Source organism: Enterobacter sp. D2 (genome assembly GCF_034427575.1).
GTDB lineage: Bacteria > Pseudomonadota > Gammaproteobacteria > Enterobacterales > Enterobacteriaceae > Enterobacter > Enterobacter cloacae_M.
Genome location: NZ_JAXQPP010000001.1, coordinates 1439228 through 1454094 on the forward strand (window position 1 = coordinate 1439228; position 14867 = coordinate 1454094).

Annotated in this window: 12 protein-coding genes; 6 read left to right on the top strand and 6 right to left on the bottom strand. The window is 58.8% G+C overall.

What is annotated here, in order from left to right:
• Position 1 precedes the first annotated feature (1 nt).
• Complete coding sequence (locus SPG90_RS07010; RefSeq protein WP_045399814.1) at positions 2-988, bottom strand: DUF979 domain-containing protein; 987 nt, start codon at positions 986-988, stop codon at positions 2-4.
• Positions 985-1707 carry a DUF969 domain-containing protein gene (locus SPG90_RS07015; RefSeq protein ID WP_126303337.1) on the bottom strand — a complete coding sequence of 241 codons (723 nt, stop codon included), beginning with the start codon at positions 1705-1707 and terminating at the stop codon, positions 985-987. The genes SPG90_RS07010 and SPG90_RS07015 overlap by 4 nt, the downstream gene beginning before the upstream one ends.
• A gap of 200 nt (positions 1708-1907) precedes the next feature.
• Between SPG90_RS07015 and SPG90_RS07020 the strand changes: the two genes are divergently transcribed.
• Positions 1908-2453, top strand: coding sequence for a winged helix DNA-binding protein (locus tag SPG90_RS07020; protein WP_023311843.1), 546 nt, complete (start codon positions 1908-1910; stop codon positions 2451-2453).
• A 2-nt stretch (positions 2454-2455) separates the two neighbouring features.
• On the opposite strand, the gene glgX is transcribed toward SPG90_RS07020, so the two are convergent.
• The 3 genes from glgX to treZ are packed head-to-tail and all read right to left on the bottom strand — an operon-like array spanning position 2456 to position 8799.
• The gene (gene glgX, locus SPG90_RS07025; protein WP_322408046.1) at positions 2456-4531 is read right to left on the bottom strand and encodes a glycogen debranching protein GlgX; all 2076 of its coding nucleotides are present in this window, start codon (positions 4529-4531) and stop codon (positions 2456-2458) included.
• Positions 4532-4546: 15 nt separating this feature from the next.
• Complete coding sequence (gene treY, locus SPG90_RS07030) at positions 4547-7015, bottom strand: malto-oligosyltrehalose synthase (protein WP_126303341.1); 2469 nt, start codon at positions 7013-7015, stop codon at positions 4547-4549.
• Positions 7012-8799 (bottom strand): malto-oligosyltrehalose trehalohydrolase, encoded by a 1788-nt coding sequence (treZ, locus tag SPG90_RS07035; RefSeq protein WP_126303343.1) that lies wholly within the window; start codon positions 8797-8799, stop codon positions 7012-7014. Before treZ ends, treY begins: the two co-directional genes overlap by 4 nt.
• A 132-nt stretch (positions 8800-8931) precedes the next feature.
• Between treZ and SPG90_RS07040 the strand changes: the two genes are divergently transcribed.
• The 4 genes from SPG90_RS07040 (at position 8932) to SPG90_RS07055 (ending at position 12336) form a co-directional block, all read left to right on the top strand.
• Positions 8932-9459 carry a GNAT family N-acetyltransferase gene (locus SPG90_RS07040; RefSeq protein WP_045399831.1) on the top strand — a complete coding sequence of 176 codons (528 nt, stop codon included), beginning with the start codon at positions 8932-8934 and terminating at the stop codon, positions 9457-9459.
• A gap of 86 nt (positions 9460-9545) precedes the next feature.
• On the top strand, positions 9546-10295 hold the full coding sequence (locus SPG90_RS07045) for a 5'-nucleotidase, lipoprotein e(P4) family (RefSeq protein ID WP_196238684.1): 750 nt from the start codon (positions 9546-9548) through the stop codon (positions 10293-10295).
• 141 nt (positions 10296-10436) lie between these two features.
• Positions 10437-11423, top strand: a complete 987-nt coding sequence (locus tag SPG90_RS07050) for an MBL fold metallo-hydrolase (protein ID WP_045399838.1) — start codon at positions 10437-10439, stop codon at positions 11421-11423.
• 1 nt (position 11424) lies between these two features.
• Complete coding sequence (locus SPG90_RS07055) at positions 11425-12336, top strand: LysR family transcriptional regulator (RefSeq protein ID WP_126303345.1); 912 nt, start codon at positions 11425-11427, stop codon at positions 12334-12336.
• Here SPG90_RS07055 and SPG90_RS07060 read toward each other — a convergent pair.
• Positions 12327-13211, bottom strand: coding sequence for a LysR substrate-binding domain-containing protein (locus SPG90_RS07060; protein WP_045399845.1), 885 nt, complete (start codon positions 13209-13211; stop codon positions 12327-12329). The genes SPG90_RS07055 and SPG90_RS07060 overlap by 10 nt on opposite strands.
• Positions 13212-13323: 112 nt before the next feature.
• On the opposite strand from SPG90_RS07060, the gene SPG90_RS07065 reads away from it, so the two are divergent.
• Positions 13324-14811 (top strand): UbiD family decarboxylase, encoded by a 1488-nt coding sequence (locus SPG90_RS07065; RefSeq protein ID WP_045399848.1) that lies wholly within the window; start codon positions 13324-13326, stop codon positions 14809-14811.
• Positions 14812-14867 lie beyond the last annotated feature (56 nt).

Genomic DNA, 14867 nt, shown 5'->3' on the forward strand with positions numbered 1-14867 from the left:
CTTAGCGAAACACGAGGAAATACATGAGGAACACGTTCACCACCAGCAGGGTTAACGCGGTCGGGATCTGGATCTTGATCACCTGATATTTGTCTTTCAGCTCCAGCAGCGCGGCGGGAACGATATTGAAGTTCGCGGCCATCGGCGTCATCAGCGTGCCGCAGTAGCCCGCGTACATGCCAATCGCCAGCAGCGGCGCCGGGTTGCCGTGATGCACGTTAATCAGGAACGGCAAGGCGATGCCGGCGCTCAGCACCGGGAAGGCCGCAAACGCATTTCCCATGATCATGGTAAACAGCGCCATCCCTACGCAGTAAATCACCACCAGCATAAAGCGGTTATCCGGGTTCACAAACAGGCTCACCACCTTCTGCACCGAATCACCGGTGTTGGCCGCCACGAACACGCCGCCGAGCATGGCGAGCATTTGCGGCAGGATCACCGCCCAGCCGATGGTATCGACAAGACGACGAGACTGGCGAATGGCGTGCAGCGGCGTGCCTTTGGTCAGCCACCAGCCGGTGAGGATCGCCGCCACGCAGGCCACGCACAGCGCCGCGAGGGTGAGCTGTTTCTGATCGAGCAGGAACACGCCGCCAATCGACACGCCCTTCAGGAACAGCGTCCCGATAACCGTCACCACCGGGATCATCAGCGCCGGCAGGAATAGCCAGTTTTTAAGCCGATTTGACGATGCGAGACGTTCGTCTTCGGTCGACATTTGATAGTGCCCTTTCCCGACAAGACCAAAACCCGCCAGCAGCGCGATAGCGATAACGCCCCCGCCGATTATTCGGTACGCCAGCGATTTCCCCAGCTCCTGAACCATCAGATCGCCAAACAGGAAGATCCCGCCAAACAAGAACCAGAACAGCGCAGTAGTAAAACGCTTCGGATTGGCGCGATCGCGCAGGGTCATCACAACCAGCAGCATCACGACGAAGCCGATCAGGTAGTACACGCGGTTAATGGTAATAAGCGTCATCATTGCGCGGCCTCCTGCGTGTCCTGCTCAGCACGCCAGGCCATCACGTCGCGACGGATGCTGGCATCGAGGCGCAGCAGGCGCGTCATATGAATAACCAGTGCCGCAATGGCGGTTGGGATAGCCCACAGGCCGATATGCAGCGGTTCGATGCCCGGAATACCGTTTTCTTTCAGGAACGCGTCGATCAGCAGCACCGCGCCAAAGGCAATAAAGATATCTTCCCCAAAGAAGACCGCGATGTTGTCGCACGCGGCGGCATGGGCTTTGATTTTGTCACGGATGTGCTGCGGCAGCTCGCCGTATTCGTTCAGCGCCGCCCCTTCGGCCATCGGCGCCAGCAGGGGGCGTACCGTCTGGGCGTGGCCGCCCAGCGACATCAGCCCCAGCGCGGCGGTGCCTTCACGGGCGACAAAATAGAGCATCAGAATACGCGCCGAGGTGGCGCTGGCGATCTTCGCCACCCAGGCCTGGGCGCTCTCCTTGAGACCGTAATATTCCAGCAGACCAATCACGGGCAGGATCAGAATGAAGGTCGCCAGCGATCGGCTATTCACGAACTTTTCGCCAAAGGTCTCCAGCAGCATCCCGAAATCCATACCGACCAGCAGACCCGTCGCCAGCCCCGCCACCACAACCACAAGCAGCGGGTTGAAGCGCAGTGCAAAACCAATAACCACGATCGGTATCCCGATCAGCGGCAACAGCGTAGTACCGTCCATAACGTTTACCCTATCGAAAGTGAGCGTTGCACGCCGACGGCTATTTTTTTAATTTGCGGCGAGCGATGTTGTGTTTTTCGTCAGGTTTCGGAAAACCTGCGATAAAAAAGCTATATCTGAACCTCAAAAACATGTAAACAAATTATCAATAAAATGTTCTTATTTTATCGATGAGTTTACATTTCTGGCTAAGGAACGTTATGACCTCGAAAAAGAGTGCTTCACCCGATCGCGACGATATCAACGATGGCCGGATCGTCTCTTCCCGCCATCTGGTGTCCGAGCGCTGCGCGGAGCTGTCAGAGCTGGAGTACGCGCTGATCATGACCAGCAACGCGTTCAATAAATGGATGGTGCGCTGCATGACGGCAGCCGGCGAACCCGATATGGGCGCATTTGACGTCTCGCTGCTGCATCATGTGAACCACCGCGACCGCAAGAAAAAGCTGGCCGATATCTGCTTCGTCCTCAACGTGGAAGATACCCACGTGGTGACCTATGCCCTGAAAAAGCTGGTCAAAGCGGGGTACGTGACGAGCGAGAAAGCGGGCAAAGAGCTCTTTTTCTCGACTACCGAGGAAGGAAAAGCGTTGTGCATGAAATACCGGGACGTGCGGGAAGCGTGTCTGATTGCGATCCACGCGGAGAGCGGCATAGCCGGAAAGTCGATTGGCGAAACCGCGCAGCTGTTACGCACGATCTCCTCCCTGTATGACACCGCCGCCCGCGCGGCGGCATCACTCTAGGGCTAAGGACGTCTGAACAGCGTAATACTGCGTCCGGCCAGTTCGTACTCTACGGTTTCGGTGAACGCTGTCCCGGCGGCAGCGCCATCTGCCGTAGACAACTCCAGCACCCATCCCCCTTCGCCAAACTGCGGGATCTGGAAAGGCACGGTGCCTTCAAACGGGTTGAACAGCATCAGCACGTCGTGCCAGATACCGTCCTCCTGCCTGAGATCCGGCCTGCTGATAGAGACGCCGAGCGTTGAGCCTTCATCCCACTGCTCAGCCTGCTGCGGGCCGCCGCCGGCATTGAACCAGTGGATCTCCAGCCCGTCGCGCCAGCTTTCACGGCGCAATAACGGCTGCGATGCGCGAAGCGCAATGAGCCGTCGGGTGAACTCGCGCAGCGCGGCGTCGTTTTCAGAAAGTCCCTTCCAGTCGATCCACGAGATCTCGCTGTCCTGACAGTAGCCGTTGTTGTTACCCTTCTGCGTGCGGCCAAACTCGTCCCCCGCCAGCAGCATAGGCGTGCCGTGGGAAAACAGCAGCGTGGTCAGGAAATTACGCTTCTGCCGCTCCCGGGTGGCGATGATATCCGGATTCTCGGTTGGCCCTTCCTCGCCGTAGTTGTACGAGCGATTGTCATTATGCCCGTCGTTATTGTCCTCACCGTTGTCGGCGTTGTGCTTCTCGTTGTACGACACCAGGTCATTCAGCGTAAAGCCGTCGTGAGCGGTGATGAAGTTAACGCTGGCCCACGGACGACGCCCGCGCAGATCGTACAGATCCCCGGAGCCCAGCAGGCGTGCTGCAAAGTCGGTGGAGACGTTATCGCCCTTCCAGTACTCGCGTACGGTATCGCGGTATTTATCGTTCCACTCACCCCAGCCCGGCGGGAAACCGCCGACCTGATACCCGCCGGGACCGATATCCCAGGGTTCACCAATCAGCTTGAGTCTCGATAACACCGGATCCTGCGATATGGCGTCGAAGAAACCGCCGCGCGGGTCAAACCCTTCCGGCTCGCGGCCCAGTATCGTCCCCAGGTCGAAACGAAAACCGTCAATATGCATCGATTCCGCCCAGTAGCGCAGCGAATCCATCACCATCTGCAGCACGCGCGGGTGCGAGGTATTGACCGTATTTCCCGTCCCGGTGTCGTTGATGTAGTACCGGTGCTGGTCCGGCAGGGTGCGGTAATAGCTGTAGTTATCAATCCCCTTAAACGAGAGCGTGGGGCCAAGCTCGTTCCCTTCCGCCGTGTGGTTGTACACCACGTCCAGAATGACCTCGATGCCCGCGTCATGATAAGCGCGTACCATATCGCGAAAGCCCTGGATCCCCGCCGGGCCGTAGTAGCGCGACGCCGGAGCAAAAAAGCCGAGCGTGTTATAGCCCCAGAAGTTCTTCAGGCCGCGGTCAAGCAGGTGCTGGTCGTCGGGGAACCAGTGAACCGGCAGAAGCTCCACCGAGGTGATGCCAAGACTCTTGACGTAGTCGACCGAGGCTTTGTGTCCCATCCCCTCAAACGTGCCGCGCAACTCCTGCGGGATGCCCGGGTTCATCTGGGTAAAGCCCTTCACGTGGCTCTCATAGACGACGGTATGCGGCCAGGGCACGTTTGGCCGGTTGTTGTCCTGCCAGTCGAAAGCGTTCGGGTCGATGACCTTGCATTTCGGCGTGAACGGCGCGCTGTCACGCGTATCAAAGCTCAAATCTAACTTGTCATGCCCCAGCTCATAGCCGAAATGGGCGTCGTTCCAGTCGATATCGCCCACCAGTTCACGGGCATACGGATCGATAAGCAGCTTATGCGGGTTAAAGCGGTGACCGTTTTCCGGATCGTAGGGGCCGTAGACGCGATAGCCGTACAGCGCGCCGGGCTTCAGGTCCGGCACATAGCCGTGCCAAACCTCATGAGTATATTCCGGCAATTCGAGCCGGGCGATTTCCGTTTTTCCGGACGGGTCAAACAGACAGAGCTCCACACGCTCGGCGTGAGCGGAGAACAGCGCGAAGTTAACCCCTTTCCCGTCATAATTCGCTCCCAACTGCTGACCATGACCGGCCCGAATTTCAAACGTAGTATCCTTTGCCATTTTCGTTCTCCACGATTATTCGCAGGTAAGCAGAACCAGTACACATCCCTTTACTGACGTTAAATCCAGCGTCTCTTGCAGAATGCGGCTCTCACCGCTGAATAGGTCCCGATAGCGCTTCCCGACCAGTTCGTCGGGTATCGCTACCGCGGTATTGACCCACAGCTGATGGTTATCGGTGATACCAAAAGCCAGACGCGGCACGGCAACAATCAGCGCCTCCTCGTCCTTAACGCGCGCATAGACAATCAGGTTATCCTCGCGCTCGCCGGAGACCTTAAGCGGCAGCCAGTCGCCGTAGCGGAAAAGCGCGTCGTAATGCGGACGCAGCCGCAGCAGCGTGGCGGTAACGAACTGCTTAACGCGCCCGTCTCGCCAGCAGGCCGGGTTGTCAAACACCGAGGCATCCGCCGCGCTGAGGTTGTGCACCAGCGCGTTGAAATCCGGCTCCCGTCGGTTATCCGGGTCGACGAGGCTAAAGTTAAGCGCCTCGCTGCCCTGATAGATATCCGGCACGCCGGGTGCCGTCAGCTTGATTACCGTCTGGCTGAGGCTGTTCATCAGCCCGGCCCGGATAAAGGGCTGCATCGCCTCGCTAAAATCATGCAGGAACAGCGCGTTGTCCGGCGAAAGCAGGTGCCGCGCGTAGCTCAGCACCACGCTCTCATAGCTCTCGTTGCTGTCGATCCAGTCGGTGCGCTGTTTTGCCTCGCGCAGCGCTTTCTCGAGGAAGCCGAGGAAACGTTCTTCCAGCGATTTCAGCCCGTCGGCGTCGTCCGGTGACAGCGTGGCGGGCCAGACGCCCGCCAGCGCCTGATAGATCATCCACGTATCGGCGGCGTTCGGCGCGGTACCGTCATTGAGAAAACGCACCTGGGTCTGGTTCATCTGCCGCCAGCGGGCCAGGTTGTCACCCCATCGTTCCGGGGCTTCCGTCAGGGTGTAGAGACGCGCCCGGGCGTCTTCCCCGCGCTTGGTATCGTGCGTGGAGGTGCCAAGCAGCGCGTCGGGCTGTCGGGCCAGACGAATGCGCATATCCTGGTGGAAGCGGGATAATGAAAACGCGCGCGGCGTCGGGTCGGCGCCCACTTCATTGAGCGCCAGCTCCAGGTTGTGGCGAAAGAACAGCGTGTCTTCAACGGACTTTGCCATCAGCGGCCCGGTAAGCTGCTGGAAGCGGGTTCTGAACAGCGCGGCGGACTCGCGGCAATCTTCCGGCAGGTCGCCGGTAAGAATGTGTACAATCAGACTCAGCGCCGCTTCAGACGTCTCCACGCTGGCGACCACGCGGTTAAGCAGCGCCACGTCAGGCGGGGTTAATCCCTCCCGGGTGCCGTAGGTGCGGTAGACCGGAAAGGCGATAAGCAGCTCGCGCAGCGCGTGGCGGATCTCCTCGCGCGGCAGCGCAACCTCATTGCGGCGGGCCAGATCGTCAGCAAGGTTTAGCAGCGTGGTGAATTCACCCTCAAAATTGCGATCGGTCATCAGGCCTTTGGCATCGCGCAGTTCCGCTTGGCGATCGACCGTTATCCCCAGCGTCTCGTCGTGGATGGTCTCCAGGCGCGACAGGTTATCGTCGTCAACCAGCACTTCCGCCAGCGAGGCGATAAACTCGTAGCCGGTGGTGCCGGATACCGGCCAGTCGGCGGGGAGCTGTTCCCCCTTCGCGAGGATTTTTTCAACCGTGATGTAGCAGTCGGGCCCGGTTTTCTCCCGCAGGCGCTGCAGATAGCCCAGCGGATCGGCCAGGCCGTCGACGTGGTCGATTCGCAGGCCGTCCACCACGCCAGCGTGAACCAGCTCCAGGATCAGCCGGTGCGTATCGTCGAAGACCGCGTCGTCTTCAACCCGAACGCCGACCAGGCCGGTGATCTCGAAGAAGCGCCGCCACGAGAGCTGCTTCGGCGCCTCCCGCCAGGACATCAGCCGCCAGCTTTGCGCTTCATGCAGTTCAGCGATGCTCTTATCCTCGCTGTACGTGCCGGGGTTGAGCGGATATTCGGCGTCATAGTAACCCAACGCGGCCTTGTTCGTGACAGGGTCACGTTTTAGGGCGATCGCGCCCTTCTCCAGCTCGGCCTCAAAGGTGTCGCCGAGGAACGGCAGCGTTAGCGGGCGCGACCCGTCGATATCGAAATAGCGGAAATAGCGGCTCTGCTGGCCGTATTCAATCACGTCCCGCCACCAGGCGTTTTCCAGCGAGGTGGACATATGGTTCGGGACAATATCCAGAATCAGCCCCATGCCGGCCTGCTTAAGCGCTGCCGCCATGCGGTCGAAACCGTCTCGTCCGCCGATCGCCGGGTCAATTTCATTCGGGTTGGTCACGTCATAGCCGTGGGTGGAACCCGCTGTGGCGGTAAATACGGGCGACGCGTAGAGATGGCTGATGCCGAGATCTTTCAGGTAAGGCACCAGCGCCGCAACGCGGTCGAAGGTCATGCCATTACGGAACTGAATACGGTACGTGGCGGAAGGGATCATAACGATGCTTCTCCATCAGCAAAGCGAACGACAATACCGTTCGGCGGTAAAACGTCAGTGACTTCCGGCCAGGCAAAGGGCGTCTCACCCGCAAGATCGGGCAGCGCGGCGGGCTTATTACCGATATTTAGCGCCAGAGAGAGCGTCCCCGACGGGAAATGCCAGCTCACCGCCACCATGCCGGGCGCGGTCTTGATTACCTTGCCCTCAACGGCGCCGCCATGACGCAGAAGCGGAACGATATGGCGATGACGCAGCGTCAGCAGGTGGCGCGTGAAGCGCAGCCACGTTTTGCCTTCGTCGGTGGCAATCTTATTCCAGTCGAGTTTTGAACGGATGAAGGTGTTCAGGTCGTTCGGATCCGGGACGGTTTCATCGTGCCCGGCATGGCCGGTAAACTCTTTCGCGCGCCCTTCCCGCACCGCCTTTGCCAGATCGCCGTGAAAATCGGTGAAGAACAGGAACGGGTGCGTTTCACCAAACTCCTCGCCCATAAACAGCAGCGGGATATGGGGGGAAAGCAGCAGCGCTGCAAGCAGCACCCGCGTCTTGTCGGCACCGGCCAGGGCGATCAGCCGCTCGCCCTGGGCGCGATTCCCGGTCTGATCGTGGTTCTGAATAAAATCGACGAAGAACTGCGGCGGCTGCGTCTGGCACTCCACTCCGCGGGATTCGCCGGTTTGCAGCGACACCTCGCCCTGGTAGACAAAGCCTTCCGCCAGCGCCCGGGCGAACTTTTTCTCGGGCTCAAAGGCAAAATCCTGGTAATACGCGTGGGTCTCGCCGGTGGCAAACACGTGGGCAGCGTTGTGGAAGTCATCATTCCACTCGGCGGTAAACAACGGCGTGTTGCCCTGTTCATCGCGCGGGTGCAGGAAAATCACGTTGCGGCTGTCTTCCGTGGTCAGGTGAACGTGGCGGTGCGGGATCGCCTCGCGGATTTTTGCGGCAATCTCCTCCAGAATGTGCGTCTCAGCGCTGTCTTTAATCTGGTCGATGGCGTCAAAGCGCAGGCCGTCCAGACGATACTCCGTCAGCCAGTAGAGCGGCGCATTGGTGATGTACTGCCTCACCGGCTCGCGTTCGTAAGCGATGCCGTTGCCCCACGGCGTCATCCGATCTGCATCAAAGAACGCGGGCGACAGCAGAGGCAGATAGTTCCCCTCGGGGCCGAAGTGGTTAAGCACGATATCCAGCACCACGGAAAGCCCCAGCCCGTGCGCGGCGTCGATAAACGCGTGGAAATCCTGCGGCGTACCGTAGGCTGAGTGCGGGGCGTACAGCAGCACGCCGTCATACCCCCAGCCGCGGGTACCGCCAAACTGAGAGACGGGCATCACTTCAAGCTGGGTAATACCGAGCTCTGCCAGATACGGCAGCTTGTCGATGGCGGCCCGGAAGGTGCCCTCCGGGGTAAACGTGCCGATGTGCAGCTCGTAGATAACCGTGTCTTCCCACGGCCGCCCTGCCCAGTCCCGGTTGACCGGCTGATAGCGTTGGGGATCGATAACGATGGAGGGGCCGTTAACGTCGCCCTTTTGCGCGCGCGAGGCGGGATCGGGCACCGTCATGCCGTCCTGCAGAATAAATTGATATTCTGCACCGTGCGTGACGCCGGATACGTCAGCCTGAAACCAGCCGTCGCCCGTTGCCGTCATCGGCACGTCGGCGGCGGCCAGACGTAGCGTAAGTTCTTTCTGTTCTTCTGCCCAGACGCGAAAACGTACAACGTCATCGGAAATAAACTCAGCACCCCACTGCTTTTGAAATGTCCTGAATTCCATTCATTGTCCTCGAATGACCCACATTTTACGCGGAACGAAGTACAAGCTTAGTTCAGGATTAAAAGTGCGTGAGCCCAGCGGATTTAACCGCTTCGTCTATTCTTTATTAAATAACTCACTACCGGGAATACTATGCAGATTCGAAAAGGACTCAGTACCGACCTCACGCGCCTTGAATGCTGTGACTTTTCTTTCACCATAAGCCACGTTGCGCGAGAGCCCTTTATCCACTGTGATTTGCATATCGAAGCCGTCGCTGAGCCCTGGATTAAAACCTACGAGCTCGATATCCAAACCCTTGAAAACCATTGCGTTAATCCGGACGCCATATTTCTTATCGCCGAAACGGACGACGGGGAAATTGCGGGATTTATTACCGCGTCAATCGGCTGGAATAAGTTTATCTCGGTGGATTACATTGCCGTGGATCGCACGAAACGCAGAACCGGCGCCGCGCAAAAATTAATGGCCGCTGCGCACGTGTGGGCCCGCAGCGTAAACGCGCCGGGATTACGGCTTGAAACACAAAATGTGAACGTTTCTGCCTGTCTGTTTTACCGCAACTACGGGTTTACCCTGGGCGGATACGATCGTTATCTCTACAACGCCTTACCGGAAAAAGACGAGATCGCCCTGTTCTGGTATTACATGCTGGTCTAACGGCGCGGCCTTCATATTTCTGTCATTGAATTTCATTACGCTTTCGGGATTTTAACCACGGTGTTGAGGAAAGAAGTGTGAATTCAATGGCTAAGGCATTACTGCTGGCATTACCTGTTTTGAGTGCAACGGCAGCGGCGACGGCCGCCGGGGGCGATCTGTGTGAACCCAAAGCGTACGAAATGGCGCTGCGCTATCAGCAGAAATCGGCAGAGATCGTGGCCCTTCAGCTGCAGACGTATCGGTTTGCCACCGAGCGTTTTAACGAAAAGTTAAAAGATCTGGAAGCGCCAGAAAAATACGCCGTGGTGATGGATCTCGATGAAACTGTGCTGGATAACACCCCTCTGCTGGTGCGCGACACCGAGCAGTGTCACGACTATACAAAATGGGACACCTGGAGCGACTGGGAGAAACAGGGAAAACCCGGCTTAATTCCCGGTGCGAAAGCGTTTCTTGACCACGTGAATCAGAGCAAGGTCCGTATCTATTATGTCTCGGACCGCATGCAGGAAAACAAAGCCGATACGCTCAGGACGTTAAAAGCTCTGGGACTTCCACAGGTGTCCGATGAAAGCGTGCTTCTGGACACGGTCAGCAAGGAAGAGCGTCGCCAGAGCATCCTCAAAAAGCAGCAGATCGTGATGCTGTTTGGCGACAGCCTGCCGGATTTCGCCGTGCAGTTTAAAAATAAAAAGCCGAGCGAGCAGCAGCGTGAGCTGGTTGAGGCCAGCGCGGAACACTTCGGTAACGACTGGATTGTGCTGCCAAATGCCGCTTATGGCTCCTGGTCCAAAGCCACGCCGGACAGCTGGAACGCACCTCTGAAAAAATAACGTGTTACGAGCCGGGAAAGGCAGCATCGCCACCCGGCTTCTGCGCTGTGCTATCCACTGCGTTTATAGGTCCTATCATTTCTGGGCAGGTTCTTATAATTTTACGAAGAAGTAAGATGAGCGCTTTCAAAGGAGACTCGTATGCTTACCGTGAAAAAACTTGCTCTTTCTACGCTGATTTCCAGTTCATTGCTTTTCTACCCTGCGCTGCAGGCGGCGGCAGAGACGCCCCAGCACGTCGTTAAACAACCGGCGGGCGGATACAGCGTTCAGGTCGGCGACGTTCTGGTCACCTCGTTTACGGACGGGACCGTCGCGCAGGATCTGCACAAGCTGCTGCGCCGGACAACGCCGCAAAAAATCGATGCGCTGCTCGCGGAAAATTTCCAGACCAACCCGCCTGAGGTATCCATTAACGCGTTCCTGATTGCGATGCCCGGACATAAAATTCTGGTGGATACGGGCTCAGGCCAGCTCTTTGGCCCCGGCAACGGCGGACGTCTGATTGAGAGCCTCGCCACCCAGGGGGTTAAACCCGAGGACATTACTGAAGTCCTGCTGACCCACGCCCACTCCGATCACGCGGGCGGCCTGGTGAAAGACGGCAAGGTGGTGTTCAGTAACGCGCGCGTTTTCGTTGGTAAACCGGACGTCGACTTTTTCTTTAACGACGAGAATCAGAAAAAAACCGGCTACGGCAGGAACTACTTTGACGTCGCGCAGAAGACCTTAAAACCCTATCTTGACGCCGGTAAAGTGGTGCCTTTTAGCGGCACATCGGAGATTCTCCCGGGGCTGACCGGCACGGTTCATCCCGGCCATACGCCGGGTTCAGCCTTCTACACGCTGACGAGCAAAGGCGAGAAGATCACCTTTGTCGGCGACATCATTCATGCCGCGGCGGTACAGTTCCCGCAGCCTGACGTGACCATTACCTACGATGAAGATCAGAACAAAGCCGCAAGCGTGCGCGAACATGCGTTTGCTGACTTTGTGAAAAATAAAGATCTGGTTGCTGCGCCCCATCTGCCTTTTCCGGGTATCGGGTATGTCACCAAAGGCGAAAACGGCGGCTATGCCTGGGTCCCTGTGACCTATACCAACCGGGACGCCGGCAGCGCGAAATAAGATGACGACCAGCCCTGACATGGACATAGACCTGATCCTGACCCTGGACGCCCTGCTTCAGGACAGGAATATCACCCATGCGGCCGCGCGGCTGGGCATCAGCCAGCCCGCGCTGTCCGCTCGTCTCGCGCGTCTGCGAACGCTGTTTGGCGAACCGCTGTTTATTCCTTCCCCACATGGACGTGGGGTGCTGCCCACGCCGCGAGCGGAAGCGCTTAAGCCGCAGATAGAGAGCGTGCTGCGCGGCATCAGCGCGCTGTTTGCCCCCACTACGTTTGATGCCCAGACCAGTACCCGGACCTTTGTTATCGCCCTGCACGAAAACCCGGCGCTGATGCTGGGCACCGGGCTGCTTAACCAGGTGGGTACCGCTGCTCCCGATATTCGCCTGCGCTTCGCCCTGCCACAGATGTCCGAACTGGCGCAGCAGCTGGAAAACGGAGATGTGGATATCTACATCGGCGTAAGCGCGGGCGCCCATGACGGCTGGGTGAGACGCAAACTGCTCGACGATACGTTTGCCACCGCCCAGCGCAAAGGCCATCCGCGCGGGACCGGAGCGTTAGATCTGGAAAGCTACTGCGCGCTTTCTCATCTGGTGGTGTCATCGGCGGGAGATCCATTTACCGGCTTTGTCGATCAAACCCTGGCCGGGCTGGGCTACCTGCGGCACGTCGCGATGTCCACGCAGAGCTACGCCGTGGCGCCTGCGCTTGTCGCCGGTACCGACCTGGTGTGCACCCTGCCGGAACGGATGCTGAAACAGTTTGCCAGCACGCTGGATCTCTTTGCGCCGCCGCTGCCGCTCCAGCCGATTATCATCTACATGTACTGGCACCCGAAAAACAGCCAGGATCCGGCGAATGCCTGGCTGCGCGAGCAACTGCTGCAGGCCGCCGGGCGTCAGGTCTGATCGAGGGTAATCAGGAATTTTTTAAGCACTTCTGAGCGAATAATCCGGTGGCAAACCAGCGTCAGCTCGCTTTCCCGGAGCCGGTCGAGGATGTCCACGTAAACCACGTTCTCTACGCTCACCGCCTTTGCCGACGCGGGCAGCAGCGCCAGCCCAAACCCCGCCGAGACCAGGCTTATCACCGTGGGCACGTCGGTCGCGTTTTGTACCACGTCCGGCTGAAAGCCCGCCCCGCTGCAGGCGTCATAAAAGTATTGTTCCAGCCCCATTCCCTCCGGGTCGCGCAGGGAGATCCACTTTTCGTCCTTCACCGACGAAAGAGTCAGCGCGGAAGATCCCGCCAGCGGATGCTGACGATACAGCGCCAGCACCGTTTTCTCTGACGTGAACGGGCGGCTTTGCAGATCGTCAGGCAGCGACGGCAGCGGCGCCCGGATAATAGCCACATCGAGCTGGTTGCTCTGCACGGCCGCGTAGAGCGTCTGCACGTTTCCCGTCACCAGCGACATGGTAATGGCCGGCCAGCGCGTGTGCATATGGCGCAGCGCGGCGGGCAGCCTGCCGTCAAACATCGCGCTCGACACGCACCCCAGGTTTAATATCCCCTGCTCGCCCCTTGCCGTTTGCCTGGCGTCCAGAACCGCCTGCTCGGTGAGGGAAATGGCGAGCCTGGCTTTCACCAGAAACGCTTCACCCGCGGGCGTCAGGGCTAAGCGGCGGTTCGCCCGGCTAAAAAGCGTTACGCCTAAACGTTCTTCCAGCGCCTTAATCTGCTGGCTCAGGGCCGGTTGCGCCATGTTCAGACGCTCAGCGGCCCGGTGCATGTGGAGCTCTTCGGCCACCACGATGAAATGGCGCATCTGACGAAACTGCACGGAACGCTTCCTTTTTTGATATGGATTTACTTATCAATTTAGCAGTAATGATGCAATTGATGCTATTGGTCATTGCCATAAAAATGGAGGTATTCAACCGAGGGAGGAAAATATGGAAAACCCGATCAACGATCTCCGCAGCGCCATCGCCCTGCTGCAACGCCACGAAGGGCAGTATCTTGAAACTGATTATCCGGTCGATCCCAACGCGGAGCTGGCGGGAGTCTACCGCCATATCGGCGCGGGCGGCACGGTAAAACGTCCCACCCGTACGGGACCGGCCATGATGTTCAACAGCGTGAAGGGCTATCCGGGCTCCCGCATCCTGGTGGGCATGCACGCCAGCCGCGAGCGCGCGGCGCTCCTTCTGGGCTGCAAGCCCTCTGAGCTGGCAAAACACGTCGGCCAGGCGGTGAAAAAGCCGGTTGCGCCGGTTGTCGTTCCAGCCTCGCAGGCGCCCTGCCAGGAACAGGTTTTCTACGCAGACGATCCTGACTTCGACCTGCGCAAGCTGCTTCCGGCACCGACAAACACGCCGATTGATGCCGGCCCGTTCTTCTGTCTGGGGCTGGTGCTGGCAAGCGATCCGGAAGACAGCTCGCTGACGGATGTCACCATTCACCGCCTCTGCGTCCAGGAGCGCGACGAGCTTTCCATGTTCCTTGCCGCCGGTCGCCACATCGAAGTCTTCCGCAAAAAGGCGGAAGAGGCCGGAAAACCGCTGCCGGTGACGATCAATATGGGTCTCGATCCCGCCATCTATATCGGCGCGTGCTTTGAGGCGCCCACCACGCCGTTTGGCTACAACGAGCTGGGCGTCGCCGGGGCGCTGCGCCAGCAGCCGGTCGAACTGGTGCAGGGCGTGGCGGTAAAAGAGAAAGCGATCGCGCGGGCGGAAATCATCATCGAGGGCGAACTGCTTCCGGGCGTGCGCGTAAGAGAAGATCAGCACACCAATACCGGCCACGCGATGCCGGAGTTCCCGGGCTACTGCGGCGAGGCGAACCCGTCCCTGCCCGTGATCAAAGTGAAAGCGGTGACCATGCGAAACCACGCGATCCTGCAAACGCTGGTGGGACCGGGAGAAGAGCATACCACCCTGGCCGGTTTACCGACGGAAGCCAGCATCCGCAATGCCGTTGAAGAGGCGATTCCGGGCTTCCTGCAAAACGTCTATGCGCATACCGCGGGCGGCGGTAAATTCCTCGGGATCCTGCAGGTGAAAAAGCGCCAGCCGTCAGACGAAGGACGTCAGGGCCAGGCGGCGCTGATTGCCTTAGCCACCTATTCGGAGCTGAAGAACATCATTCTTGTCGACGAAGACGTGGATATTTTCGACAGCGACGACATCCTGTGGGCGATGACCACCCGCATGCAGGGCGATGTCAGCATCACCAATATTCCGGGGATCCGCGGCCACCAGCTGGATCCGTCCCAGTCGCCGGATTACAGCACTTCGATTCGCGGAAACGGCATTTCCTGCAAAACCATCTTTGACTGCACGGTGCCGTGGGCGCTGAAGGACCGCTTCGAGCGCGCGCCGTTTATGGAAGTGGATCCGCGTCCGTGGGCGCCGGAGCTTTTTACCCAGACAAAATAACCGCTTGATAGCTTAAGGCCGCGCATCAGCGCGGCCTTTCTGTCCCATTACTGCTG